This window comes from Pararhizobium sp., assembly GCF_035497515.1.
Classification (GTDB): Bacteria; Pseudomonadota; Alphaproteobacteria; order Rhizobiales; family Rhizobiaceae; genus Pararhizobium.
The window spans coordinates 32,064-58,933 of record NZ_DATJDJ010000213.1 but is presented as its reverse complement, the minus strand read 5'-3'; the positions used below and the strand labels follow the sequence as shown (position 1 = coordinate 58,933).

The following is a 26,870-nucleotide window of genomic DNA, read 5'->3' as shown; positions in this document are numbered from 1 at the left end:
GCGGCCGGCCGGACCGTGGAAAGGGAGAGAAGATCATGGACCAGCTTGGCATCGCCGACCGGCGGCAGCTTCGGCGAAAACTCGGCTTCTGGCGGCTCGTGTCCATCGCGCTTGTCCTGTGCGCGGGCCTCGCTGTCTACGCTTATTCCGGAGCGGGGCAGGGGGCGGTGCGCCCGCATATCGCGCGGGTGACGATTTCCGGCATCATCCAGGACGATCGGGAACTGCTGGAAAGGCTGGATCGCATTGCCGAGGCCGATTCCGCCAAGGCGCTGATCGTCACCATCTCCTCGCCCGGCGGCACGACCTATGGCGGCGAAGTGCTGTTCAAGGCGATCCGCAAGGTCGCGGCGAAAAAGCCGGTTGTCTCCGACGTCCGCACGCTGGCAGCCTCCGCCGGTTATATGATCGCGCTGGCCGGTGACCGGATCGTGGCTGGCGATACCTCCATCACCGGCTCGATCGGCGTCATTTTCCAGTATCCGCAGGTCAAGGACCTGATGGACAAGATCGGGGTCTCGCTGGAGGAGATCAAGTCCGCGCCGCTGAAGGCCGAGCCGTCGCCCTTCCATCCGCCGAGCGACGAGGCGAAGGCGGTCATCCAGGCGATGATCGATGACAGCTTCAACTGGTTCGTCGATCTCGTCGCCGATCGCCGCAAGATGCCGCGCGCGGAGGCCCTGACGCTTGCCGACGGACGCATTTTTACTGGTCGTCAGGCGCTGAAGCTGAAGCTGGTCGATGAACTCGGCGGGGAAGATAATATCCGGACCTTCCTCGATGGCCGCAAGGTCGCAAAGACCCTCGATATCATCGATTGGGAAGCGCCGCGCACCTCGCTGCCGTTCGGCATCGGCTCGGCTGCCGTCGCATGGGTCAAATCCTTGGGATACGAAGCTTTTCCGTATCTTGGCAGTCTTGAAAAATTAGGCAGCGAGAAGTTGTTTCTTGACGGTCTGGTTTCCGTTTGGCAGGTTGGAAGCGATTGAGAAAGCTGGCCGAGATCGCCTTGTGATTTTTTGCAGGGTCGAAACAGGCGCGGCGGCATCCTGGCAGGTGGACATGTCCGCCCGATGGGCGTAACGCTTTAAGAACAAATATAAATTCACGAGAGGGGGCGATAGTGATCAAGTCAGAATTGGTGCAGATTGTTGCGGCTCGCAATCCGCATCTCTATCACCGTGATGTCGAAAATATCGTCAATGCGGTTCTCGATGAGATCACAGATGCCCTGGCCGCCGGAAACCGGGTCGAGTTGCGTGGCTTTGGAGCCTTTTCGGTGAAGAACCGGCCCTCGCGCTCCGGTCGCAATCCGCGCACGGGCGACAGCGTGTTCGTCGAGGAAAAATGGGTTCCCTTCTTCAAGACCGGCAAGGAATTGCGTGAACGCCTCAACCCGGGTGCTGACGACGAAGACGATGAATGAGCCGTGCTCGAACCGTCTGGCGCCGGAAGGCGCCGGACAGGTGGAATGACGGAGACCCAATGATGATGAAGAAGATTGTGAATATCGTGGTGCTGGTTCCGGTTGCGATCATCCTGATCGTCCTGTCGGTCGCCAACCGGCAGACCGTCACGCTGGCGCTCAATCCGTTCAATCCGGCCGACAGCGTACTCTCGGCATCGGCGCCCTTCTTCGTTTTCCTGTTTCTCGCCGTCATCTTCGGCCTGATCGTCGGTTCGCTCGCCACCTGGTTCGGCCAGGGCAAATACCGCAAGCGGGCGCGCAACGAAGCCCATGAGGCCGTCAAATGGCATGCGGAAGCCGAAAAGCATCGCACCCGCGCCGAAACCATCGCCGCCCAGACGCTGCTTCCCTCCAAGTAAGATTGTTCAACCGGCGGCGGACCGTTCGGTGACGGCCGCGCTGAAATCGGCGAAAAACTGTTGTGCCAGCTTCTTGGCGCTGGATCCGACCAGTCGGGAGCCGAGCTGCGCCAGCTTGCCGCCGATCTCGGCCTTCGCGTCATAAGCAAGAATCGTCTCGTCGCCGTCTTCCGTCAGGACGACGTCCGCGCCGCCCTTGGCAAAGCCGGCGATGCCGCCCTTGCCCTCGCCTGAAATGGTGTAGCTCTCCGGCGCATTGATGTTGGACAGGATGACATTGCCCGAGAAGGACGCGGAAACCGGACCGATCTTGATCTTGACGCTGGCGGTGAGTTCGGTCGGCGACGTCATCTCCAGCGACTGACAGCCGGGAATGCATTGACGGAGGATATCCGGGTCGTTCAGGGCCGCCCACACGACATCACGAGGGGCCGCGATGCGTTCTTCGCCGTTCATATCCATGATGATCCTCCCTGATTACACCGTTTCCAATGTATCGCAGATCGGAAACAGCTTTGCCAAGAGAAAGAGCGGTGCTATTTGCAGCCTTCAAGCACACGAAGATGACGGACGAAACGGCGTGAAAGACAAAGATCGACGGCCCAAGGGCAAAGCCGGACCGGCCACGTCATCGCGCGGCGTGCAGGGCCGCGCCGTTCAACCGGCAAGGACGCGGCCGCCGCAGGGAACCCCGCAGGCCAGCCGTGGCGGCGAGGGTCGTGCTACGCAGAAACCCGTGCCCAAGAAGGTCTTGCTTGAAAAGGCCGTGCCGGAAAAGGCCGATGCCGTCGCACCGCGCGCCGAAGTCCGCATCCGCACCGGCGAAAAGCCGACTGAGCGCGTGCCGATCATCCTCGAGACAAAGGGCGCGCGCGACTACCATCTGATCGACAGCGGCGATGGCCTGAAGCTCGAGCAATACGGGCCTTACCGGATCGTTCGCCCGGAAGCGCAGGCGCTCTGGCCGAAGACGCTGCCTTCGCATGTCTGGGACAATGCGGACTCGATTTTCACCGGTGATACCGACGAGGACGGCATGGGCCGCTGGCGCTTTCCGCGTCAGGCGCTGGGCGAAACCTGGCCGATGCAGATCCTCGACGCGGAATTTTATGGCCGTTTCACCGCTTTCCGCCATGTCGGGGTGTTCCCCGAGCAGCTGGCGCACTGGAGCTGGATGAAGGAACGAATCGAGACGGCGGGCCGTCCGCTGAAGGTCTTGAATCTGTTCGGCTATACCGGCGTCGCCTCGCTGATCGCGGCAAAAGCCGGCGCCGAGGTCACCCATGTCGATGCCTCCAAGAAGGCGATCGGCTGGGCGCGGGAAAACCAGGCGCTTGGCCGGGCTGAGCATTTGCCGATCCGCTGGATTTGCGAGGATGCGATGAAGTTCATCCAGCGTGAGGAACGCCGCGGCAGCCGTTACGACATCATCCTCACCGACCCGCCGAAATTCGGCCGCGGACCCAATGGCGAGGTCTGGCAACTGTTCGACCATCTCGCGCTGATGCTGGACATCTGCCGCGAGATCCTGTCGCCGGATGCCAAGGGCCTGGTGCTCACGGCCTATTCGATCCGCGCCAGCTTCTACTCGATCCACGAATTGATGCGCGAAACGATGCGCGGACGCGGCGGTGCGGTCGAATCCGGCGAGCTCATCCTGCGCGAGGGCGGCCTTGACGGCAACGAGCCGGGCCGCGCGCTTTCCACTTCACTCTTCAGCCGCTGGGTGCCGAAATGAACGACGACTACAGGGATCACGGCCCCCGCCGCGTGGGCCAAGTGAAGGAAGTCACCAGCCTTTCCAATCCGATCATCAAGGACATCAAGGCGCTGTCCAGCAAGAAGGAGCGTGACGAAAGCTGCACCTTCATCGCCGAAGGCCTGAAGCTGGTCATCGATGCGCTCGAACTGGGCTGGACGATCAGGACGCTGGTCTACGCGAAGGCGGCCAAGGGCAAGGCGCAGGTCGAGCAGGTTGCGCTCAAGACCGTCGCCACCGGTGGCCTGGTGCTCGAAGTCAGCGAAAAGGTCCTGTCGTCGATCACCCGCCGCGACAATCCGCAGATGGTGATCGGTGTGTTCGAGCAACGCTACGCAAACCTGCGCGACATCAAGCCGGCCCTGGGCGAAACCTATGTGGCGCTGGACCGCGTTCGTGATCCCGGCAATCTCGGCACCATCATCCGCACGGCCGATGCGTCCGGCGCATCCGGCGTCATCCTGGTCGGCGAAACCACCGATCCCTTTTCGCTGGAAACCGTGCGCGCCACGATGGGCTCGGTCTTCGCGATGCCGGTGATCCGCGCCAGTGTCGCCGAATTCATCAAATGGCAGAAGGCGGCGGGTGTTCAGGTCGTCGCCACGCATCTGGCCGGCGCCGTCGATTATCGCACCATCGATTATAGCAAGAAGCCCGTCGTGCTCCTCATGGGCAACGAACAGGCCGGTCTGCCGGATGAGCTTGCCAGGGAAGCAACCGCACTTGCCCGCATTCCGCAGCAGGGCAGGGCCGACTCGCTCAACCTGGCGATTGCCACCGGCATCATGCTGTTTGAGGTGCGCCGCCATCTCCTGACGCTGGACGGCAAGGCATGACCGAAAAGACGGCCCTTTTCTCGCGGCCCATGCCGATCGCCATCTTCATCATCGTCGCCATCCTGCTTGATCAGGCGATCAAGGTCGCGGTCGAGCTCTGGCTGCCGTTCGAGCAGATGGTGCCGGTCGTGCCGATGCTGGCGCTGTACCGCACCTATAACTATGGCGTCGCCTTTTCCATGCTGTCGGGCATGGAGGGCTGGTTCATCGTCACAATGCGCCTCGTGGTCGTCGCCTTCGTGCTCTGGCTGTGGCGCCGCACGCCGAAGGATCGCTTCTTCGCGCATCTGGGCTATGCGATGATCATCGCCGGCGCGCTCGGCAATCTCATCGACCGGCTGATCTTCGGCTATGTCATCGACTATATCCTGTTCCACACGCCGACCTGGTCGTTCGCCGTGTTCAATCTCGCCGACAGTTTCATCACGCTTGGCGCCGGTTGCATCATCCTGGACGAACTGCTGCAGATGAAAAAGCGGGATCGCTAAAATTTTACGGACCGGTTGAAGTCATTCAAAACGCTTGCCGTGCTAGGGCTTGCGGCATGAGCGACCTGTCAAGCCTTCGAGAACGGATTGCATCTGAGTTCAACGCGCCCAAGCGCACATTGAACCATCGGTCCGTGTCCGACGCTTCCCTGGCTGACGATCCGCATTCACTGGAGTCGGAAGACGGCTTCGACGGTTCGAAGGAGCGATATCCGGCCCTGAAGCCGGCTCTGGCGGGAGCAGGGCTTCTCTGTTCTGCCGCGATCCTTGGAACCGGCATCGACGCGGGCTTACACCTCCTGTCCGGCGGACTTGCCGTGGCAGGGGTTACGGGTGCGGGCCTGCTTCTTCGGGATTGGTACCGGACAAGCGTCAAGCCTGTCGCTGGCCATGGCCGCGTTCGTGAGGAACGCTTGAACGACAGCCGCTGGGAGCGCAGCGAAACCTCGCAGCTTCTCTCGACCATCCATGACGCGCTCGGTGACATCGCCATCATTCGTGAGCCGGGCGGCAAGATCGTCCAGGCCAATGCTGTCTTCTGCCGCCTCACGGGTTGGCTGAAGCCGGAGGGCATGACCTGCGAGGCGCTCGGCATCGAGTTCGAACCGGCAAACGGCGCCAATCATTACAGGGTTCGTATCGCCACCGATGCGGGCGCTAAAATCTTCGATTGGCATGACGTGATCGCCCGCGAGCCGGCAAGCGGCGTCTTCATGCTGCACAGCATCGCCCGGGATGTTACCGAGGAAAGCCGGATTGCCCGCGAAAGCGAGGAGGCGCGCCGCCGGGCCGAGCAGGCGAGCCAGGCGAAGTCACGGCTTCTGGCGACTGTCAGCCACGAAATCCGCACGCCGCTGTCAGGCATTCTCGGCATGAGCCACCTGATCAGCCAGACCCGGCTGACCAGCGAGCAGAAGAACTATCTTGCCGGCATGCGCCAGTCGGGCCATGCACTGGTGCAACTCGTCGACGACCTCCTCGACTTCTCCTCGATCGAGGCCGGCCGGTTCCAGTTGCGCCCCTCACAGGAACCGTTGCGTGAAACGATCGAAAGCGTCGTCGAGATGCTGTCGCACCGCGCCCATGAAAAGGGCATCGAGATCGGCGCGACGGTGACGGCGGATGTTCCCGGCCTGATGGATTTCGATGCGGCCCGCCTGCGCCAGGTCCTGTTCAATGTCGTCGGCAACGCCGTCAAGTTCACCCATGCGGGCGGCGTGCTGGTCAGCGCCTGCGTCGAGCAGCAGGAAATCGTCCTGCGCATCGAGGATACCGGCCCGGGCATGAATGCGCAGGAACAGGCCCGTGTGTTCGATGAGTTCGAGCAGGCCGGCGGCAATGCCCAGCGCACCGGCGGCTCCGGCCTCGGTCTTGCGATCTCGCGGCGCATCATGGAAGAGGGCAATGGCTCGCTGACGGTTTCCAGCATTCCCGGCAAGGGCAGCACGTTCGAAATTCGTTTCCCTGCCCTTGGCTGCGATCTGGCCGCTGCATCGCGCACCCGGCGCGGCGTCCTGTCCGGTTCCCGCGTGCTGGTCATGGCGCCGGAAGGTCCTGCCTCGTGGGCGCTGTCGGCGACGATCCGCACGCTCGGCGGCGTGTGCGAATGCGCCGAAACACTGGAAGACGCCCAGACCATGGCGGTTCGCGCGCTGTCGACAGCACCGCTGACCGACATCATCGTCGATCACCGCCACGCCGCGCAGTTCCGCCGGCTGCTGGTCCAGATGCCGGCACTTGAACGCCAGAAACTGCGCAAGACCTATCTCGTCAATCCGGAAGAGCGCAACGGTCGCCAGATCAACCAGATGGACGGCTATCATGCCTGGCTGATCCGCCCGCTGCGTGAAAAGTCGCTGGTGGAAGTGCTGCGCGGCCGCATGAAGGGAATGGAAGTGCGTGACGCGATCAATGACAACCGACCGATGCTGCGCGAGGTTCCGGCCCTGCGCGACAAGCCGCAGCAGGGTGGCGTACTCTTGGCCGAAGACGATCCGATCAACGCCCTGATGGTGCGCTCCGTCCTGGAGAAAGCCGGCCATTCGGTTCGTGTCGTCGGCGATTTCGAAGCGCTTGCCGTCGCCCTTTTCGACGCGCCGACTGCCATCCGCATCGCGCCGGAACTGATCGTCAGCGATCTCAACATGCCGGGCGGCGATGGGCTTTCGATGCTGAAGCGCATCCGCGCCGACGAGCAGCAGGCGGGCGGAAAGCCTGTCCCGGTCATTGTTCTCACCTCCGACACCCAGGCCGAGACGCGTCAGCGGCTGCTGGCCGCCGGTGCAAGCGCCGTCCTGTCGAAACCTGCCGATCCGAAAGCGCTGACGGCGGAGATCGATCGCTTGCTCGAACGTTGAACTGGTGGTTTTCTTGTAGCCCCAATGTCACTATCCTGTCGCAGAAACATGGTTTAAGCCGCGAAAGGATCAAGCGACTAGGATGACGCGCGATGACAATCGAACCTTTGGATCTGGTCGTGGTGGCTGAACAGCCGCAGGCCCGCGTCCGGAGCGTCAATGCCCCGGTGCATGACATACTCGGCCGTATCGGCAATCTGGAGACGCGCCTTGCCCGGACCGCGTCCGAGATCGATGCTGCGCAGGCCGTGCGCTACAAGGTCTTCGTCGAGGAGATGAAGGCGCAGATTCCCCAGGATGCCGAGCGGCGCAAGCGGGACGCCGATGCCTGGGATCTGGTCTGTGACCATCTGCTCGTGCTCGACACGGCCATCGAAGGCGATCCGGAAGACCAGATCGTCGGCACCTACCGCCTGCTGCGCCAGGATATTGCCATGCGCACCGGCGGTTTCTACTCGGCCTCCGAGTTCTCGGTCGGTTCCCTGCTGGAGCGCCATCCGGACAAGACGTTCATGGAGCTCGGCCGCTCCTGCGTCCTGCCGCAATATCGCACCAAGCGCACGGTCGAACTGCTGTGGCAGGGCAACTGGGCCTATGCGCTGAAATACGGCATCGACGCCATGTTCGGCTGCGGGTCGTTCCCCGGCGTCATTCCGGAGGAGCATGCGCTGGCGCTTTCCTTCCTGCATCACAACATGGTCGTTCGCGACGAATGGGATGTCTCGGCCCGTCCGGAACTGTTCCGCACCATGGACCTGATGCCGTCGGAGGCGATCAACATGCGCAAGGCGCTCGCGGCCCTGCCGCCGCTGATCAAGGGTTACATGCGCCTCGGCGCCATGGTCGGCAAAGGTGCGGTCGTCGATCACGCCTTCCGCACTACCGATGTCCTGATCGTCCTGCCGATTACCAATATTTCCGGCCGTTATCTCAACTATTACGGTGCGGATGCTGGCCGGTTCGCCAGCTGACGGTTAAAATATTTTTGCACTGCAAAATTTACTGATGCATTGCAGCATTTTTCTGGTACGCTTTAGGTGTGAATGGGAATTTTCGATCAGTCTATATATTGCGTAACAAGTATTCGTTCCGAGTATTTTTGATCAAGATCGACATATCGCATGAAAAGGCCCGCTCCGGTCCCCCGGGCGGGCCTTTTTCGCTTCAGTGGCCTGTCGTTCTCACATGCCTGCATTGTGCGCGGCGAGTGCTGCCATGTTGACGATGTCCGAATCCTTGGCCGACATCGAGACGATCTGCACGGATTTATCAAGGCCGACGAGAAGCGGGCCGATCACGGTCGAGCCTCCGAGTTCCTGCAGCATCTTCGTCGAGATCGAGGCCGAATGGAACGCCGGCATGACGAGGACATTGGCGGTGCCCGACAGGCGGCAGAACGGATATTGCTCCATCACCTTGGGATTAAGGGCGACGTCGGCGGCCATTTCGCCATCATATTCAAAATCGACGCGGCGTTTGTCGAGAATGTTGACCGCCTCGCGCACCCGCTCCGACCGTTCGCCGGACGGATGGCCGAAGGTGGAATAGGCAAGCATCGCCACGCGCGGCAGGTAGCCGAGGCGGCGGGCAAGGCCGGCCGCTTCCTCGGCGATATCGGCCAGTTCTTCCGAGGTTGGCATGTCATGAACCGCGGTATCGGCCACCAGCACGGTGCGGCCGCGGCAGAGCGCCAGCGACACACCGATCACCCGATGACCCGGTTTCGCATCGATGCAGCGGCGCACATCTTCCAGTGCGGTCGAATAGTTGCGGGTAATACCCGTCACCATGCCGTCCGCGTCACCCATCGCCACCATGCAGGCGGCAAAGTGGTTGCGGTCGTTGTTGATCAGCCGCTGGGCATCGCGGAAGAGATAACCCTGCCGTTGCAGCCGCGCATAAAGGTAATCGGTATAGGCACCGGTGCGCTTGGAAATGCGGGCGTTGACCAGCTGGATGCCGGGGCGGTCGAGATCGATACCCTCGCGTTCCGCCGTCTCGCGCATCCGGTCCTCGCGGCCGAGCAAAAGCGCCGTCCCCAGTTCCTGGTTGGCGTAGGCGAGCGCCGAGCGCATCATCTGCACCTCTTCGCCCTCGGCAAAGACGATCCGCTTCGGTTGGCGGCGGACACGTTCATAGATGCGCTGCAGGGTCGAGGCGATCGGATCGCGCCGCGCCGACAACTGCCGGCCGTAGGCGGCAAGATCCGGCAATTGCTTGCGCGCGACGCCGCTCTCCATGGCTGCCTTGGCGACCGCGACCGGAATGGCCGAGATCAGACGCGGATCGAAGGGAACCGGAATGATATATTGCGGGCCGAAGCGCGGTCGGTTGCCCTGATAGGCGGCGGCGACATCGTCGGGAACATCTTCCTTGGCAAGGCTGGCAAGCGCCTGCGCTGCAGCGATCTTCATCTCTTCGTTGATCGTCGAGGCCTGCACGTCGAGCGCGCCACGGAAGATATAGGGGAAGCCGAGGACGTTGTTGACCTGGTTGGGATAGTCGGACCGCCCGGTCGCCATGATGGCGTCGTCGCGGATGCGGGAAACTTCTTCCGGGGTGATTTCCGGATCGGGATTGGCCATGGCGAAGATGATCGGCCGATCCGCCATCGAGCGGATCATCTCTTCCGAGAAAGCGCCCTTCTGCGACAACCCGAAGACCACGTCGGCACCGTCCATGGCTTCCGTCAGCGTCCTGAGCTCGGTCTTGACCGCATGCGCCGATTTCCACTGGTTCATGCCCTCGGTGCGGCCCTGGAAGATGACCCCCTTGGTGTCGCAGAGAATGATGTTGGCCGGGTTGAAGCCCATCGACTTGATCAGCTCGATACAGGCAATGGCTGCGGCACCCGCGCCGTTGCAGACAAGCCTGGTCGTCTTGAAGTCGCGGCCCGTCAGCGTCAGCGCATTGATGAGACCGGCTGCGGCGATGATGGCGGTGCCGTGCTGGTCGTCGTGAAAGACCGGAATGTCCATGATTTCGCGCAGTTTCTGCTCGATGATGAAACATTCCGGCGCCTTGATGTCCTCGAGATTGATGCCGCCGAAGGAGGGGCCGAGGAAGCGCACGCAGTTAATGAACTCGTCGACATTTTCGGTATCGACTTCCAGGTCGATGGAATCGACGTCGGCAAAGCGCTTGAACAGCACCGACTTGCCCTCCATCACCGGCTTGGAGGCCAGCGCGCCAAGATTGCCGAGGCCGAGGATGGCCGTGCCGTTGGAGATGACGGCGACCATGTTGCCGCGTGTGGTGTAGTCATAGGCCTTGGATGGATCGGCGGCGATCGCCTTGACTGGCACGGCAACGCCCGGCGAATAGGCCAGCGACAGGTCGCGCTGCGTCGCCATCGGCTTGGTAGGGGATATTTCCAGTTTTCCCGGACGCCCTTGCGAATGAAAATCCAGCGCTTCCTGATCCGTCACGCTGGTCGAGCTGCGACCGGGCTTGTCATTTTCGGGCATGGGTCCTCCAACCTTTTGTGGGCGACGGCTCTCCTCAGCCGCTTTGTTGTTGTCTTCTATAAACGCGCATGGATAGTGTGGCACCACTTTTCTGGGACCAGTATGACTTTTGTGACCGAGCCGATCATCCGCAACACCGAGGTTCTGACCGCCGTCCAGCTGGCGACGGAGGAGAGCCGCGCCACGGCCACGCCGATGATGGAGCAGTTCATCGAGATCAAGGCGAACAATCCGGATTCGCTGCTGTTCTACCGGATGGGCGACTTCTACGAGCTGTTCTTCCAGGATGCGGTCGAAGCCTCACGGGCGCTCGGCATCACGCTGACGCGGCGCGGCCAGCATCTCGGCCAGGATATTCCGATGTGCGGCGTGCCGGTTCATGCCGCCGACGACTATCTGCAGAAACTGATCGGCCTCGGCTTCCGCGTCGCCGTCTGCGAGCAGGTCGAGGATCCGGCGGAAGCCAGGAAGCGCGGTGGCAAGTCCGTCGTCAAGCGCGATGTCGTCCGGCTGGTGACGCCGGGCACGATCACCGAAGACAAACTGCTGTCGCCGTCGGAATCCAACTACCTGATGGCGCTCGCCCGCATTCGCGGCGGCAGCGAGCCGGCCATCGCGCTTGCCTGGATCGACATTTCCACCGGCGTCTTCCGGCTGGCCGAGACCACCGAGACACGGCTCTTGTCCGACATCCTGCGTATCGAGCCACGCGAACTCATCCTTGCCGATACAGTCTTCCATGACCCGGAAATGCGTCCGGTCATCGACGTGCTCGGCCGCGTCGCTGTTCCGCAACCGGCGGTGCTGTTCGATAGCGCCACGGCGGAAAACCGCGTCACGCGCTATTATGGCGTCAAGACGCTCGATGGTTTTGGAAGTTTTTCGCGGGCGGAACTCGCAGCCGCGTCTGCCGCTATTTCCTATGTCGAAAAGACCCAGCTTGCGGAGCGGCCGCCGCTGGGCGCACCCGAGCGCGAAAGTGCTGCCTCGACGCTGTTCATCGACCCGGCCACCCGCACCAATCTCGAATTGGTGAAGACCCAGTCCGGCGATCGCAACGGCACACTGCTCAAGGCGCTGGATCGCACCGTCACCGGCGGCGGGGCGCGGCTTCTTGCCGAGCGGCTGATGTCCCCGCTCACGGACCCGCAGCGCATCAATGCCCGGCTCGATTCCATCACCGCGCTTGCCGACCAGCCGTCGTTCTGCAGTGACCTGCGCTCGGCGTTGAAGCATGTACCCGACATGCCGCGCGCCTTGTCACGCCTGTCGCTCGGCCGTGGCGGCCCGCGTGATCTCGGCAGCATCCTGGCCGGATGCCAGGCGGCGATCGAGGTCGCTGGCCTGCTCGGACGTGGAAACCTGTCGGAGGAACTCGGCGAAGCGCTTCAGGCTATCCGCGCACTGCCACGCGAGATGATTGAGCAGCTTGCCAGCATCCTCGGAGACGACCTGCCGCTCCTGAAGCGCGACGGCGGTTTCCTGCGGGATGGGGCGAGTGCCGAACTTGACGAGATGCGAGCGCTGCGCGACCAGTCGCGTCGCGTCATCGCCGGCCTGCAGCTGAACTATGCCGAGGAAACCGGCATCAAGTCGCTGAAGATCAAGTACAACAACGTACTCGGCTATTTCATCGAGGTGACGCAGGGCAATGCCGGGCCGATGACGGACGGTCCGGAGGCGAAGGCCCGCTTCATCCATCGCCAGACCATGGCCAATGCCATGCGCTTCACCACGACCGAACTTTCCGATCTCGAAACCAGGATCGCCAACGCCGCCGACCGGGCGCTGACCATCGAGCTCGAAGCCTTCGATCGTCTGTCTATCGCGGTTGTCGCGGAAGCAGAGGCCATCAAGGCGGCGGCTCTGGCGCTTGCGATCGTCGATGTTTCGGCCGGCCTCGCGACGCTTGCCGAGGAACAGGCCTATTGCCGGCCGCTGGTCGACCAGTCGAAGATGTTCGCCATCGACGGTGGCCGCCATCCGGTCGTCGAGCAGGCGCTGCGCCGTCAGTCAGGCACGGCGTTCGTCGCCAATGCCTGCGATCTTTCGCCCCATGACGGCGAGGGTGATGGCGCCATCTGGCTGCTGACCGGTCCCAACATGGGCGGTAAATCGACCTTCCTGCGGCAGAACGCGCTGATCGCCATCATGGCGCAGATGGGCTCCTTCGTCCCGGCCGACACCGCCCATATCGGCATCGTTGATCGGCTGTTCTCCCGCGTCGGTGCTTCCGACGACCTGGCGCGTGGACGCTCCACCTTCATGGTCGAGATGGTCGAGACCGCCGCGATCCTCAACCAGGCAACGGACCGCTCGCTTGTCATTCTCGACGAGATCGGGCGCGGCACTGCCACTTTCGACGGCTTGTCGATCGCCTGGGCCGCCGTCGAGCACCTGCACGAGGGCAATCGCTGTCGCGGCCTGTTCGCCACCCATTTCCATGAATTGACGGTGCTGTCGGAGAAGCTGCTTCGCCTGTCTAACGCCACGATGCGGGTCAAGGAATGGGACGGCGACGTCATCTTCCTGCACGAGGTTGGTCCGGGTGCCGCCGATCGCTCCTACGGCATCCAGGTCGCCCGCCTCGCAGGCCTGCCGGCATCGGTCGTCGCCCGCGCCAAGGATGTGCTGGCCAAGCTCGAGGACGCCGACCGCAAGAACCCGGCCAGCCAGCTGATCGACGACCTGCCGCTGTTCCAGGTCGCCATCCGCCGCGAGGAGCGCGTCAAGGCCGGCCCCTCCAAGATTGAGGAGGCGTTGAAAAGCCTCAACCCGGATGACATGACACCGCGCGAAGCGATGGATGCGCTTTACGCGTTGAAAAAGCAGCTTGCGGGTTGACGTCCTAAACAGCTTCCAAGCGACGGACGAACGCCTTTGAAAAGCACCTGTCCCGGTGATAATACGCTCGCTTAAGCGCCGCTCCACGCTTTGTGCGCTGCGGCAACGACTTGGCAATTGTTGATCGCTACAGTCTTGTCCATTCTCGGGCAAAGGGTCTATAGCGCATGCACAGGAAGCGGCTCGAAGAGCACGCCGGACAGGAAGACGATCGGCATTTGATGGCCAGACACGAAACGTCATTTCCCGATATCCTCAATGTCGATGCGCTGAGAGCCAAGTGCAGTTTCATCGCCTCGGCCCATGCGGAGCAGCGCGACCTGATGCGGCAGGCGCTTCTGGTTGCCTTCAAGCAGGCCAATCTCTCAGGCCGCGCAAAAGCCCGCGAACTGCTGGTCGAGGATGGCAGCGGCCTGAAATGCGCCGAGCGGATTTCCTGGCTGCAGGACCAGTTGATTACCGTGCTGCACGATTTCGTCCTCAACGAGGTGTTCAACGCCGCCAATGCACAACCCTGGACCCGGATCGCCGTCACCGCCGTCGGCGGTTATGGTCGCGGCACGCTGGCGCCGGGATCCGATATCGACCTTCTCTATATCCTGCCGGTCAAGAAGGCGGTCTGGGCAGAGCCGGCCATCGAATTCATGCTCTATATCCTGTGGGATCTGGGCTTCAAGGTCGGCCATGCGACGCGAACGGTCGAGGAATGTATCCGCCTGTCGCGCGAGGATATGACGATCCGCACGGCAATCCTCGAAACCCGTTTCATCTGCGGCTCGCGGGAACTGGCGAACGAGCTGGAAGCGCGCTTCGACAACGAGATCGTCAAGAATACCGGCCCCGATTTCATCGCCGCCAAGCTCGCCGAACGTGACGAACGCCACCGCAAGGCCGGCGACACGCGTTATCTGGTCGAGCCCAATGTCAAGGAAGGCAAGGGCGGCCTGCGCGACATCCACACGCTGTTCTGGATCGCCAAATATTATTACCGCGTCAAGGATTCCGCCGATCTCATCAAGCTCGGGGTTCTCTCCCGGCAGGAATATACGCTGTTCCAGAAGGCCGACGATTTTCTCTGGGCGGTGCGCTGCCACATGCATTTCCTGACCGGCAAGGCGGAGGAGCGGCTGTCCTTCGACATCCAGCGCGAGATCGCCGAAGCGCTCGGCTATCATGATCACCCCGGCCTGACGGCCGTCGAGCGCTTCATGAAGCACTATTTCCTGGTGGCGAAGAATGTCGGCGATCTCACCCGCATCTTCTGCGCGGCGCTGGAGGACCAGCAGGCCAAGCGCCTGCCGGGCATCACCGCCGTCATCAGCCGTTTCACGCACCGCATCCGCAAGATCCCCGGCACGCTGGAATTTGTCGATGACGGCGGGCGCATCGCCTTGGCGAGCCCGGACATCTTCAAACGCGATCCGGTCAATCTCATTCGCATCTTCCATGTCGCCGATATCAACAAGCTGGAATTCCACCCGGCGGCGCTGAAGCAGGTGACGCGGTCGCTGAACCTGATCACGCCGGCCCTGCGCGACAACGAGGAGGCCAACCGCCTCTTCCTCTCGATCCTGACCTCGCGCCGAGATCCCGAGCTGATCCTGCGCCGGATGAACGAGGCGGGCGTTCTCGGCCGTTTCATCCCGGAATTCGGCAAGATCGTTTCGCTGATGCAGTTCAACATGTATCACCACTATACGGTGGACGAGCATCTGCTGCGGGCCGTCGATGTCCTCTCCCGCATCGACCAGGGCAAGGACGAGGAACTGCATCCGCTCGCCTTCAAGGTGATGCCGACGATCGACGATCGCACGGCCCTGTTCGTCGCCGTCTTCCTGCACGATGTCGCCAAGGGCCGCCCGGAGGATCATTCCATCGCCGGCGCCAAGGTGGCGCGCAAGCTCTGCCCACGCTTCGGCCTGACGCCGAAACAGACGGAAACGGTCGCCTGGCTGATCGAGGAACACCTGACCATGTCGATGGTCGCGCAGACGCGCGATCTCAACGACCGCAAGACGATCATCGACTTCACCGAAAAAGTGCAGTCGCTCGACCGGCTGAAGATGCTGATGATCCTGACGATCGCCGATATCCGCGCTGTCGGCCCCGGCGTGTGGAACGGCTGGAAGGGCCAGCTCTTGCGCACGCTCTACTACGAGACCGAACTGCTCCTTTCCGGCGGCTTTTCCGAAATGCCGCGCAAGGAGCGCGCAGTCCATGCGGCCGATGTCCTCTTCAACGCGCTCGACGACTGGAGCCAGAAGGACCGCAAGACCTATACCAAGCTGCACTACCAGCCCTATCTGCTCTCGGTGCCGCTCGAGGACCAGTTGCGCCATGCGCGCTTCATCCGCGAGGCCGACAAGACGGGGCGGGCGCTGGCGACGATGGTGCGCACGCACCAGTTCCACGCGATCACCGAAATCACCGTCCTGTCGCCCGACCATCCGCGTCTCCTGGCCGTCATCGCCGGAGCCTGCGCCGCGGCCGGGGCCAACATCGTCGACGCGCAGATCTTCACCACCTCGGATGGCCGCGCGCTCGATACGATCCTGATCAACCGCGAATTCTCCGTCGATGACGACGAAATGCGCCGCGCGGCCAATATCGGCAAGATGATCGAGAACGTACTCTCGGGTGCGAAGCGTCTGCCGGAGGTGATCGCCAGCCGCACCAAGCACCGCAAGCGCAACAAGGCTTTTACAGTGCCGCCGGCCGTCATCATCAACAACGGCCTGTCGAACAAGTTCACCGTCATCGAGATCGAATGCCTCGACCGGACGGGCCTGCTGTCCGAAGTCACCGCCGTCCTGTCCGATCTCTCGCTCGACATTGCCTCGGCGCATATCACCACCTTTGGCGAGAAGGTCATCGATACATTCTACGTCACCGATCTCGTCGGCCAGAAGATCACCAACGAGGCAAGGCACGGCAATATCATCGCGCGGCTGAAGGCCGTCATGTCGGACGAGGCGGACGAAATGCGTGACCGCATGCCGTCCGGCATGATCGCCCCGCAGAATACCCGATCGGTGGCCGGCGCAAGGAAGGCCAAGGCAGAATCATGAGCCTCGTCAGGAAATTCATGACCGTCGGCGGCGCCACGCTCGGCAGCCGCATCTTCGGCTTCGCCCGCGAAACGCTGATGGCGGCAGCGCTTGGCACTGGCCCGATGGCCGACGTCTTCTATGCCGCCTTCCGGTTCCCGAACCTGTTTCGGCGGCTGTTTGCCGAGGGCGCGTTCAACGCCGCTTTCGTGCCGCTGTTTTCCAAGGAAATCGAGGCAAATGGCACCGATGGCGCCAAGCGCTTTTCCGAGGAAGTGTTCGGTGTTCTCTTCACTGTCCTGCTGCTGATCACCATTGCCATGGAACTCTCCATGCCGCTTCTGGTGCGGTTCGTCATCGCGCCGGGCTTTGCCGACGATGCGGCGAAATCGAGCCTGACGGTCAGCATGGCCATGGTCATGTTCCCCTATCTCATGTGCATGTCGCTGACGGCCATGATGAGCGGCATGCTCAATTCGCTGCACCATTTCTTCGCCGCCGCCGTCGCGCCGATCTTCCTCAATATCGTGATGATCGGCGCGTTGTGCTATGCGCTGTACAATGGCGCCGATCCGCTGACGACCGCCTGGTATCTGTCCTGGGGCGTGCTGGTCGCGGGTATCCTGCAGCTTGCCGTCGTCTATTTCGGTGTGCTCCATGCCGGCATGAGCATCCGGCTCAAGTTTCCTCGCTTCACGCCGAACGTCAAACGGCTCTTGATCCTCGCCGTGCCAGCCGCCATCACCGGCGGCATCACGCAGATCAACCAGTTGATCGGCCAGGCCATCGCGTCCGCCCAGGACGGCGCTATCGCGGCCCTGCAATATGCCGATCGCATCTACCAGCTGCCGCTCGGCGTCGTCGGCATCGCCGTCGGCGTCGTGCTGTTGCCGGAGCTTTCGCGGGCGCTGAAGGGCGGTCTTCTGCGCGAGGCGGGTAACCTGCAGAACCGCTCGATCGAATTCGTTCTTTTCCTGACCATCCCTGCCGCCTTTGCGCTCTGGATCCTCTCCGACGAGATCATCCGCGTGCTCTACGAGCGCGGCGCCTTCCATGCCGAAAATACCGCCGTCGTCGGCTCGATCCTTGCCATCTATGGCATCGGCCTGCCGGCCTTCGTGCTGATCAAGGCGCTGCAGCCGGGATTCTACGCCCGCGAGGATACCAGGACGCCGATGCGCTTTTCGGCCGTTGCCGTTGCCGCCAACTGCGCGCTGGCCATCACCCTGTTTCCGCGTCTCGGTGCGCCCGGTATCGCCATTGCCGAGGCGACGGCCGGCTGGATCAGCACCATTCTTTTGTTCGTGACGCTGTTGCGCCGCGGCCATCTGGCGTGGGAATGGTCGCTGTTGCGCCGCACGGTGTTGCTGGTCGTTTCAGCGGCGGTGATGGGTGGCGTGCTCATCTATCTGCGCGGTGTCTTTGCGGTGTCGCTTGCCTCCGGTTCGCCGCTGTTGACGAAGCTTGGGGCGCTGGGCGTGCTGATCGCCGTTGCCATGGTCGTCTACTTCGCCGTCGCCTTCCTGATCGGCGGTGCCGATATCGGCATGATCCGGCGCAACATGAAGCGCAAGGCGCCGGTGGCGCCTCCCGTCGATCCTCAAGGTGGCGAATGAAACAGATCATTGCCCGCTTGCTCCTCGTTCCGGCGACGATGTCGCCATCGCCTCCCCGTCACCACGCTTCAGATATGGCGTGCGGAGCTGTAACGCTTGAATGCGCTGCGTAATCCGATCTGCCGGAAGGCATCGATCCTGGCGACGGTGACTGCCGGTCTTGCCGCGTCAGGCCCGCTTTCCCGCCCGGCGTCTGGCATTCAGGATGCCACCCCCCTTCCTTCGGCAATGGGCCCATTGACGTTTCGGGCCGGTATCGACATGGACGATGCCGTTGCAGTAGCGGCCGACGCCGCCGATGCCCGGGGCGGTCCTTGCCGCGGCGATGATGCCTCTGTCGGATAGGCCGGGAACGCGGATATCAGCTGCCTGACAAAGCCTGTGGAGCGAGCCGGTTCGGTGGGCGCGGGGGCGATGGCCGGATGTCACCAGCGGCCGCCGGCCGGTCTTGGCCGCGATATGCGCCAGGATGGCCCGCAGCCGCGGTGAGAAACAGCCGGTTTTCACGGAAGCGGTCTGGACGGCATAGGCGACCGACAGGCTGTGAACGGGCAGCCTGACCTTGCGCGGCTTGCCATCCCTGGTCTGGGCGGGCGTGGAAAAGGACAGCGTCAGAAGACAGGCAAGAGCAATCGAAAAGACAGTATGCATAGCAATCCCCCTTGGCAAATGCCTTGCGGCACGTTGATTTCGGATGTGGCATGCAAACGACGATGCGCCGCCGGGCGTCTTCAGCGTCCCGGCGGTTGAAGGAGGCCCGTCAAAAACCGGGCCGCACCGAGAGTATGGTAAATTTGTCTAAAATAAAGCATTTTCTCGAAAAGGTGTGCTGGATGATGGGCGGGAGACGTCATCCTGTGCGGGATTTTTCATTGAAGCATGATTTAATTTAGAGCAAAAAATTCTAATTGGCGTGGAGAATCGCCGCCTTGATTGCCGACTGGGTGTCGCAGGACGGCATCGTCCGGCCGCTGGGCTGCCGCCGCCAACGCCAAACTCCCTAGCCGCCTCTTGATCGCCGTCGCGCCTGTGTGCATAAGCCCGACAACAGCAACAGAGGCCGGGCCCTCCACCAGCCCGAATGAGGACACGATGTCAGACTTCAAGCCGCTCGTCTTTTCCGGCGTCCAGCCGACCGGGAATCTCCATCTGGGCAATTATCTCGGCGCGATCCGCAAATTCGTGGCGCTGCAGGAAAACAACGACTGCATCTATTGCGTCGTCGATCTGCATGCGATCACCGCGCAGCTCGTGCATGACGACATGCCCGGCCAGATCCGTTCGATCGCCGCCGCCTTCATCGCCTCGGGCATCGATCCGAAGAAGCACATCGTCTTCAACCAGTCCGCCGTGCCGCAGCATGCCGAGCTTGCCTGGATCTTCAACTGTGTCGCCCGCATCGGCTGGATGGAGCGCATGACCCAGTTCAAGGACAAGTCCGGCGGCAAGAATGCCGAGCAGATGTCGCTTGGCCTACTTGCCTATCCGAGCCTGATGGCAGCCGACATCCTCGTCTACCGTGCCACGCATGTTCCGGTCGGAGACGACCAGAAGCAGCATCTGGAACTGGCGCGCGATATCGCCCAGAAGTTCAACATCGATTTCGGTGGCCATATCCGCAAGACCGACTACGGCGTCGACATCAAGGTCGGCGAAGAACCGGTGCATGCCTTTTTCCCGATGGTCGAGCCGTTGATCGGTGGCGCTGCCCCGCGCGTCATGTCGCTGCGCGACGGCACCAAGAAGATGTCGAAGTCGGATGCCTCCGATCTCTCCCGCATCAACCTGATGGATGATGCCGAGACGATCTCGAAAAAAATCCGCAAGGCCAAGACCGATCCGGATGCGCTGCCGAGCGAAGTCGATGGACTGAAGGGGCGGCCGGAAGCCGACAACCTCGTCGGCATCTACGCGGCCCTGTCCGACAGGACCAAGCAGGACGTGCTGTCGGAATTCGGTGGCCAGCAGTTCTCGGTCTTCAAGCCGGCTCTGGTCGATCTGTCGGTCAACGTGCTCGCGCCGATTTCGGGTGAAATGCGCCGGCTGATGGACGACACGACGCATATCGACGGCATCCTGCGTGACGGCGGCGAGCGGGCTCGGGCGCGGGCGGAAGTGACGATGAAACAGGTCCGCGAGATCGTCGGCTTTCTGCAATAAATTGCCGCAAAAGAGTCCTTGCAGCCAAAAGTATCGGGTGTAAGAGTCCCGCCATGGTTTCAACACGACTCTCGAGAATGGAAGGTCACCGCCGTAAATTCATGGCGGTGATCGACGACACCCCGGAATGCGGCCGCGCCGTGCATTATGCCGGAATGCGGGCCAGGAATTCCAGCGGCGGCCTTGTCCTGCTCTATGTCATCGCCGATGCCGACTTCCAGCAATGGCTGGGCGTCGAGGGCATCATGCGCGCGGAAGCCCGCGCCGAGGCAGAGGCCACGCTCGCCAAGATCGCCCAGACGGTTCGCGAAACCATCGGCATTGAGCCGGAAATGGTGATCCGCGAGGGCAGTGCCACCGAGCAGATCTACGGGCTGATCGAGGAGGACCGGGACATCGCCATCCTGGTACTGGCCGCCGGTTCCGCCAAGGAAGGGCCGGGGCCGCTGGTCTCGTCGATCGCCGGCAAGACTGCGGCGTTCCCGATCCCGGTGACGGTCATTCCTGATCTCCTGACGGACGAGGAAATCGACGCGCTCAGCTAAGTCCGGGACTGATGGCAGGATCAACGGATTTCATCGCCGCGTGATGCAAACGGTTTCCCGGACATCTTGAAGCCGCTGTTCAAACAGCTTATATTCTTTTGAATAATTCTAAACAGGCTGGTTGAACCCGATCCCGGCCGACGCGGAGAAAGTCATGTTCATCCAGACCGAAGCCACACCGAACCCTGCAACGCTCAAATTCCTGCCCGGCAAGGTGGTCATGGAGAACGGCACGGCGGAATTCCGGGACGAGGAAGAGGCTGCTGCCGGCTCTGCTCTCGCGTCGCGCCTCTTCGCCATCCCCGGCGTGACTGGCGTCTATTTCGGCTATGACTTCATCACCGTGACCAAGGAAGCCCAGGAATGGCAGCACTTGAAGCCTGCCATCCTCGGTTCGATCATGGAGCATTTCATGTCCGGCCAGCCGGTGATGGCGGTGCACACCCGCGCCGAGGAAAGCGATCAGGACGGCGAATTCTTCGAGGCTGGTGACGAAACCATCGTCGCAACCATCAAGGAACTGCTCGAAAGCCGCGTTCGCCCGGCCGTGGCGCAGGATGGTGGCGACATCACCTTCAAGGGCTTCAGAGACGGCACCGTGTTCCTCAACATGAAGGGTGCATGCTCCGGTTGCCCGTCCTCGACGGCGACGTTGAAGCATGGCGTGCAGAACCTGCTGCACCATTTCATCCCCGAAGTGCAGGCGGTCGAGGCCGTCTGAGCGAGCGTCCGATCGTGCCTCGACTATTCCTTATCCAGATTGAAAATCCATGATCGTCCTGGCCATCGATACGGCCGGGACGGGGTGTTTCGCGGCTGTTTATGACAGCGGCGACGATCGCGTGCTGGCATCGGCGGGCGCCGATATCGGCCGTGGCCATGCCGAGCAACTGATGGCCTTCATCGATCAGGCTCTGGCCGGGAGTGGCCGCATGCTTGCCGATATCGACCGCATCGCCGTCACCATCGGCCCGGGTTCCTTCACCGGTATCCGCGTCGGCGTTGCAGCAGCGCGGGGCTTTGCGTTGGCGCTCGGCGTGCCGGCTGTCGGTGTCTCCGTGCTTGCCGCTCTTGCCGCCTCCGCCCGTCAGGTGCATCCGGCACAAGCGGTTCTTGCCGCCATGGATGCCAAGCGGGACGAACTCTATTGCCAGGTCTTCGAAGCAGACGGCACCCCGCGCACCGAAGCGCGGATCGTCGAGCTTTCCGATGCGCCGAGCCTGCTGACTGGTTTTGACGGCATCATCTGCGGCTCCGCGACGCATCATTTGACCTCGGAACCGGTGCCTGGCGTTTCGCAAGCCGATGCCTGTGACATCGCTGTCATCGCCCGCCTTGGAGCAATGGCCGATCCTGCGCTGGGCAAGCCGAGCCCGCTTTACCTGCGCGGACCGGACGTCAAGTCCCAGGCCGGTTTCGCGGTGGCGCGAGCGTAAGATGGCGCTGACCGATTATTTTGCTCGCAAGCCGGAATTCGACATCTTCCCCCTCGAAGCAGCAGATCTGCCGCAGGCCGCGGCCATTCACGAATTGCGCTTCACACCCTGCTGGAGCGATGGCGAGCTTCATGCTCTTCTTGTTCAGGACACGGTCTTCGGTTTCATCGCCCGCCAGAGCAATGCGCTGACGCGTCCGATCACCGGCGGCTTTGTCCTGGCGCGTGTCGCTGCCGGCGAAGCGGAAATCCTGACGATCGGTGTCGATCCGAAATTTGCCCGGCTTGGTCTCGGCTGGCGGTTGATGCGGGCGGCAATCCGCGAGGCGAGGGACCAGGCGGCTGAAACGGTGTTCCTGGAGGTCGACGAGACCAATATAGCCGCCGTTGGGCTCTACCGTAAACTGGGTTTCGCCAAGGTCGGAGAAAGACGCGCCTATTATCAGGGCGTTAACGGCGCGAAAACCGCCGCCCTTGTCATGCGGCTCGATCTTGGCTAGGCCGAGTGCCTGAACGAGGAATAGCCTTGCTGCGCCACGCCGACGAAACATGCACGGATATCGACAGGCGCGATGCAGCCCGGCTGCCATCGGCGTCCCATGCCGTCATGGGATGTGCCGCGTGATCAACTGGCTGCGCGTCACGCTCTGCATGATGCTTCTGGTCGCCGTGACAGCGGTTCTGGCGCCGGTACAGATCGCTCTCCTCTGGCTGGATACGCCGCAACGGCGGACATTGCCACGTCTCTGGCATCGTTTGGCCTGTCGCCTGGTCGGCATCCGGGTGCGTGTCCACGGCAAGCCTGATCCCCAACGGCCCTTGATGCTGGTGGCCAACCATGCCAGCTGGAAGGATATCCTCGTCCTCGGTTCGATCCTCGACGTGGTGTTCATCGCCAAATCTGACGTCAAGGCTTGGCCGGTTTTCGGCCTTCTGGCGCGGCTGCAGAAAACCATCTTCATCGATCGCGAGCACAAACGCACGACCGGCAATCAGGTTAACGAAATCGGCAAAAGACTGGCCGATGGCGAGATTGTCGTGCTGTTTCCCGAAGGCACGACATCGGACGGCAACCGCCTTCTGGAGATCAAGACCTCGCTGTTCGGAGCGGCCGCCGCAGCCGTGCCCCTGTCGCCGACCGGCGCCGTTCACGTCCAGCCCGTCGCCATCGCCTATACCGGCATTCACGGCATGCCGATGGGGCGTTATCACCGGCCGATCGCCGCCTGGCCCGGCGACATTCCGCTGGCGCCGCATCTGCTCGGCATCCTCCACGAAGGCGCCGTCGACGTCGACGTGATCTTCGGCGAGCAGATCACCTATACGGCTGAAAGCAACCGCAAGCATGTCAGCCGTGAGGTCGAAAAGACCATCCGCATCATGCTGTCCTTGAAGCTGCGCGGGCGCTAAAGCCTTGGGGGCTTCAATTTCGAGCCGCGATGCTCTATGGAACGCCGCATGACCCAGGAAACATCCGTTCTGTCCGCAAAGCCAGATTTGGCGCCCGACGTCTCGCCCGTCCGCAAGGTTTTCGTGAAGACCTACGGCTGTCAGATGAATGTCTATGACTCCGACCGGATGACGGACGCGCTGGCAAAGGACGGTTACGTCTCGACCGATGTCATGGAAGACGCCGATCTTGTCCTGCTCAACACCTGTCATATCCGCGAGAAGGCGGCGGAAAAGGTCTATTCGGCGCTTGGCCGCCTGCGCGACCTGAAAAAGAAGAAGGCCGGTGAAGGCCGCGAAATGATGATCGGCGTCGCCGGCTGCGTCGCCCAGGCCGAAGGCGACGAAATCCTGCGCCGCGCGCCGGCCGTCGATCTCGTTATCGGCCCGCAAACCTACCACCGGCTTCCTGAAGCCCTCAAGCGCGTCAGGCGCGGCGAACGGGTGCTGGAAACCGATTACGCTATCGAGGACAAGTTCGAGCACCTGCCGGCCCCCGACAAGGCGAAGACACGGGCGCGCGGCGTTACCGCCTTCCTCACGGTCCAGGAAGGCTGCGACAAGTTCTGCACCTTCTGCGTCGTACCCTATACGCGCGGCTCGGAAGTCTCCCGTCCGGTCGCCCAGATCGTCGCCGAGGCCCGGAAACTGGTCGAGGGCGGCGTGCGCGAAATCACCCTGCTCGGCCAGAACGTCAATGCTTGGCACGGCGTAGGTCCGGACGATGCCAGCCCGGACGGCTCGAAATGGGGGCTCGGCGAACTGCTGCACCGCCTGAGCGAAATCGAGGGGCTCGCCCGCCTGCGCTACACAACCAGCCATCCGCGCGACATGGATGACAGCCTGATCGCGGCGCATCGTGATCTGCCGCAACTGATGCCCTACCTGCATCTGCCGATCCAGTCGGGCTCCAACCGCATCCTGAAGGCGATGAACCGGCGCCACACGACGGCCGAGTACATCGCGCTGATCGCCCGCATCAAGGCGGCCCGTCCGGACCTCGCGCTTTCGGGCGATTTCATCGTCGGTTTCCCCGGCGAGGCCGACGAGGACTTCGAGGACACGCTGCGCCTCGTCGAGACCGTCGGTTATGCACAGGCATTTTCCTTCAAGTATTCGACACGGCCGGGAACGCCCGGCGCCGATCTCGACGATCAGGTGCCGGAGGACGTGAAGGCCAAGCGATTGGAAAGATTGCAGGCTTTGCTTTTGAAGCAGCAGAATGACTTTGCTCAAGCGTGTATCGGCAAGACGATCGACCTGCTTCTGGAGAAACCCGGCCGCATGCCGGGGCAGCTTATCGGCCGCTCGCCCTGGCTGCAATCTGTGAATGTTGATGCAATGTCATCGCAAATCGGTGACATTATAAGCGTACGAATCACTGGTGCGGGCCCTAACAGTCTGTTTGCCGAGGTGGTAAGCTGAGGGACCGCCAGCTCAAGGAGCCTTACCGCTTGAACGGACACGAATTGGTTTCATCCTCGCCGCGCCAGTCGAAAACATCCGCGACAGACGTCAATCACTTCGTGCTTACTTTCGAGAACAACCGGTTCGCCAGCGAGCTTTTCGGCCAGTTCGACCAGAACCTCAAACTGATCGAGCAGCGGTTGCGCATCGATGCCCGTCCGCGCGGCAATTCCGTTGCCATTTCCGGCGAGATCGTCGCCACCAACCAGGCCCGCCGGGCGCTGGACTATCTTTATGGCCGCCTGCAAAGCGGTGGCAGCGTCGAGGTCTCCGATGTCGAGGGCGCTATCCGCATGGCCATGGCCGCCGATGACCAGTTGCAACTGCCGACCATGGAAAAGAAGGCCAAGCTGAACCTCGCCCAGATTTCCACCCGCAAGAAGACCATCGCCGCGCGCACGCCGACGCAGGATGCCTATATGCGCGCGCTCGAACGGTCCGAACTCGTCTTTGGCGTCGGCCCGGCCGGCACCGGCAAGACCTATCTGGCGGTCGCGCACGCCGCCCAGTTGCTGGAGCGCGGTGCCGTCGATCGTATCGTCCTGTCACGGCCGGCCGTCGAAGCCGGCGAACGCCTCGGCTTTCTGCCCGGTGACATGAAGGACAAGGTCGATCCCTATCTGCGGCCGCTCTATGACGCGCTCTACGACATGATGCCGGGCGACAAGGTGGAGCGGGCGATCACCGCCGGCGTCATCGAAATCGCGCCGCTTGCCTTCATGCGCGGCCGGACGCTCGCCAACGCCGCCGTGATCCTGGACGAAGCCCAGAATACCACGGCGATGCAGATGAAGATGTTCCTGACGCGTCTCGGCGAAAACGGCCGCATGATCGTCACCGGCGATCCGAGCCAGGTCGACCTGCCGCGCGGCGTCAAGTCGGGCCTTGTCGAAGCTCTTCAGATATTGAAGGGCGTCGAGGGCGTTTCGGTGATCCGCTTCAAGGATGCCGATGTCGTGCGCCATCCGATGGTCGCCCGCATCGTTCGCGCCTATGAGGCGACGACCGCCGTTCACGATGAAAGCGAGCAGGGCGACCGCTGAGGCGGCCGCAAGTCCATCCCATGACCATGCTTGATATCCAGATCAGTATCGAGGAAGGCCCCTGGCCTTCCGAGGCGGACCTCCAGGCCTTGAGCGAACGCGTGCTTACGGCCGCCGCCGATTTCCTGAAGCGCGAGGAAAAGCAGCCGTTTCCGAAAGTGCCGCCGGAAGTCTCGCTGGTCTTCACCGACGATGCGTCGATCCGGTCAATCAATGCCGAATGGCGCGCGCAGGACAAGCCGACGAATGTTCTGTCCTTTCCCGCCTTTCCGCTGATGCCGGGCAAGAAGCCGGGGCCGATGCTCGGTGACATTATTCTCGCCCACGAGACGCTGGTGCGCGAGGCCGACGACCTCGGAAAGCCGTTTAACGAACATCTCACCCATCTGCTCGTGCATGGATTTCTGCATCTTTTCGGGTATGATCATCTCGAAGACAACGAAGCGGAAAGAATGGAGAGCCTCGAGACTCGTATTTTAGCCGGTCTTGGTCTATCTGATCCCTATGGGGACAGCGATCCCGTTTGATAG

Annotated in this window: 23 protein-coding genes; 20 read left to right on the top strand and 3 right to left on the bottom strand. The window is 62.3% G+C overall.

What is annotated here, in order from left to right; all coding sequences use genetic code 11:
* Nucleotides 1–35: 35 nt before the first annotated feature.
* From sppA to VL202_RS22565, 3 genes are all read left to right on the top strand, one after another.
* Nucleotides 36–989: a signal peptide peptidase SppA gene (gene sppA, locus VL202_RS22575; protein ID WP_325466301.1), complete on the top strand. Its 954-nt coding sequence runs from the start codon at nt 36–38 to the stop codon at nt 987–989.
* A gap of 134 nt (nt 990–1,123) precedes the next feature.
* Nucleotides 1,124–1,426 carry an integration host factor subunit beta gene (locus tag VL202_RS22570; RefSeq protein WP_062582825.1) on the top strand — a complete coding sequence of 101 codons (303 nt, stop codon included), beginning with the start codon at nt 1,124–1,126 and terminating at the stop codon, nt 1,424–1,426.
* Nucleotides 1,427–1,488: 62 nt separating this feature from the next.
* A complete protein-coding gene (locus VL202_RS22565) occupies nt 1,489–1,827 on the top strand; it encodes a DUF1049 domain-containing protein (protein ID WP_325466300.1) in 339 nt (112 codons plus the stop codon).
* A 6-nt stretch (nt 1,828–1,833) separates the two neighbouring features.
* Here the strand turns inward: VL202_RS22565 and VL202_RS22560 are convergent, their stop codons facing one another.
* Nucleotides 1,834–2,289, bottom strand: coding sequence for a carbon monoxide dehydrogenase subunit G (locus VL202_RS22560; protein ID WP_325466299.1), 456 nt, complete (start codon nt 2,287–2,289; stop codon nt 1,834–1,836).
* 304 nt (nt 2,290–2,593) lie between these two features.
* On the opposite strand from VL202_RS22560, the gene VL202_RS22555 reads away from it, so the two are divergent.
* The 5 genes from VL202_RS22555 (at nt 2,594) to VL202_RS22535 (ending at nt 8,238) form a co-directional block, all read left to right on the top strand.
* Nucleotides 2,594–3,565 carry a class I SAM-dependent rRNA methyltransferase gene (locus VL202_RS22555; RefSeq protein ID WP_325466310.1) on the top strand — a complete coding sequence of 324 codons (972 nt, stop codon included), beginning with the start codon at nt 2,594–2,596 and terminating at the stop codon, nt 3,563–3,565.
* On the top strand, nt 3,562–4,422 hold the full coding sequence (locus VL202_RS22550; protein WP_325466298.1) for an RNA methyltransferase: 861 nt from the start codon (nt 3,562–3,564) through the stop codon (nt 4,420–4,422). The genes VL202_RS22555 and VL202_RS22550 overlap by 4 nt, the downstream gene beginning before the upstream one ends.
* Entirely contained in the window at nt 4,419–4,910 is a 492-nt protein-coding gene (gene lspA / locus VL202_RS22545) for a signal peptidase II (RefSeq protein ID WP_325466297.1), read from the top strand. The genes VL202_RS22550 and lspA overlap by 4 nt, the downstream gene beginning before the upstream one ends.
* 56 nt (nt 4,911–4,966) lie before the next feature.
* A complete protein-coding gene (locus tag VL202_RS22540; RefSeq protein WP_325466296.1) occupies nt 4,967–7,267 on the top strand; it encodes a PAS domain-containing hybrid sensor histidine kinase/response regulator in 2,301 nt (766 codons plus the stop codon).
* Nucleotides 7,268–7,359: 92 nt separating this feature from the next.
* On the top strand, nt 7,360–8,238 hold the full coding sequence (locus VL202_RS22535; RefSeq protein WP_325466295.1) for a GNAT family N-acetyltransferase: 879 nt from the start codon (nt 7,360–7,362) through the stop codon (nt 8,236–8,238).
* Between the two features lie 210 nt (nt 8,239–8,448).
* Here VL202_RS22535 and VL202_RS22530 read toward each other — a convergent pair whose 3' ends face one another.
* Complete coding sequence (locus tag VL202_RS22530; RefSeq protein ID WP_325466294.1) at nt 8,449–10,734, bottom strand: NADP-dependent malic enzyme; 2,286 nt, start codon at nt 10,732–10,734, stop codon at nt 8,449–8,451.
* Between the two features lie 102 nt (nt 10,735–10,836).
* Here VL202_RS22530 and mutS point away from each other — a divergent pair, with 102 nt between their 5' ends.
* From mutS to murJ, 3 genes are all read left to right on the top strand, one after another.
* Nucleotides 10,837–13,578, top strand: coding sequence for a DNA mismatch repair protein MutS (gene mutS, locus VL202_RS22525; RefSeq protein WP_325466293.1), 2,742 nt, complete (start codon nt 10,837–10,839; stop codon nt 13,576–13,578).
* 221 nt (nt 13,579–13,799) lie between these two features.
* Complete coding sequence (locus VL202_RS22520) at nt 13,800–16,646, top strand: [protein-PII] uridylyltransferase (protein WP_325466292.1); 2,847 nt, start codon at nt 13,800–13,802, stop codon at nt 16,644–16,646.
* Nucleotides 16,643–18,241: a murein biosynthesis integral membrane protein MurJ gene (gene murJ / locus VL202_RS22515; RefSeq protein ID WP_325466291.1), complete on the top strand. Its 1,599-nt coding sequence runs from the start codon at nt 16,643–16,645 to the stop codon at nt 18,239–18,241. The genes VL202_RS22520 and murJ overlap by 4 nt, the downstream gene beginning before the upstream one ends.
* A gap of 168 nt (nt 18,242–18,409) precedes the next feature.
* Here murJ and VL202_RS22510 read toward each other — a convergent pair whose 3' ends face one another.
* Nucleotides 18,410–18,892, bottom strand: a complete 483-nt coding sequence (locus tag VL202_RS22510; RefSeq protein ID WP_325466290.1) for a YcbK family protein — start codon at nt 18,890–18,892, stop codon at nt 18,410–18,412.
* A gap of 441 nt (nt 18,893–19,333) precedes the next feature.
* Between VL202_RS22510 and trpS the strand changes: the two genes are divergently transcribed.
* The 9 genes from trpS to ybeY all read left to right on the top strand — a co-directional run bounded on the left by trpS (nt 19,334) and on the right by ybeY (nt 26,867).
* Nucleotides 19,334–20,401, top strand: a complete 1,068-nt coding sequence (gene trpS / locus VL202_RS22505) for a tryptophan--tRNA ligase (protein WP_325466289.1) — start codon at nt 19,334–19,336, stop codon at nt 20,399–20,401.
* 53 nt (nt 20,402–20,454) lie between these two features.
* Nucleotides 20,455–20,946 carry a universal stress protein gene (locus VL202_RS22500; protein WP_325466288.1) on the top strand — a complete coding sequence of 164 codons (492 nt, stop codon included), beginning with the start codon at nt 20,455–20,457 and terminating at the stop codon, nt 20,944–20,946.
* Between the two features lie 154 nt (nt 20,947–21,100).
* Nucleotides 21,101–21,667, top strand: coding sequence for a NifU family protein (locus VL202_RS22495; protein ID WP_325466287.1), 567 nt, complete (start codon nt 21,101–21,103; stop codon nt 21,665–21,667).
* 49 nt (nt 21,668–21,716) lie between these two features.
* Nucleotides 21,717–22,382 carry a tRNA (adenosine(37)-N6)-threonylcarbamoyltransferase complex dimerization subunit type 1 TsaB gene (gene tsaB / locus VL202_RS22490; RefSeq protein WP_325466286.1) on the top strand — a complete coding sequence of 222 codons (666 nt, stop codon included), beginning with the start codon at nt 21,717–21,719 and terminating at the stop codon, nt 22,380–22,382.
* A gap of 1 nt (nt 22,383) precedes the next feature.
* Nucleotides 22,384–22,881 (top strand): N-acetyltransferase, encoded by a 498-nt coding sequence (locus VL202_RS22485; RefSeq protein ID WP_325466285.1) that lies wholly within the window; start codon nt 22,384–22,386, stop codon nt 22,879–22,881.
* A gap of 121 nt (nt 22,882–23,002) precedes the next feature.
* A complete protein-coding gene (locus VL202_RS22480) occupies nt 23,003–23,791 on the top strand; it encodes a lysophospholipid acyltransferase family protein (protein ID WP_325466284.1) in 789 nt (262 codons plus the stop codon).
* Between the two features lie 48 nt (nt 23,792–23,839).
* Nucleotides 23,840–25,255, top strand: coding sequence for a tRNA (N6-isopentenyl adenosine(37)-C2)-methylthiotransferase MiaB (miaB, locus tag VL202_RS22475; protein WP_325466283.1), 1,416 nt, complete (start codon nt 23,840–23,842; stop codon nt 25,253–25,255).
* A 29-nt stretch (nt 25,256–25,284) separates the two neighbouring features.
* Nucleotides 25,285–26,340, top strand: a complete 1,056-nt coding sequence (locus VL202_RS22470) for a PhoH family protein (protein WP_325466282.1) — start codon at nt 25,285–25,287, stop codon at nt 26,338–26,340.
* A gap of 20 nt (nt 26,341–26,360) precedes the next feature.
* Nucleotides 26,361–26,867: an rRNA maturation RNase YbeY gene (gene ybeY / locus VL202_RS22465; RefSeq protein ID WP_325466281.1), complete on the top strand. Its 507-nt coding sequence runs from the start codon at nt 26,361–26,363 to the stop codon at nt 26,865–26,867.
* The last annotated feature ends 3 nt before the right edge of the window (nt 26,868–26,870 follow it).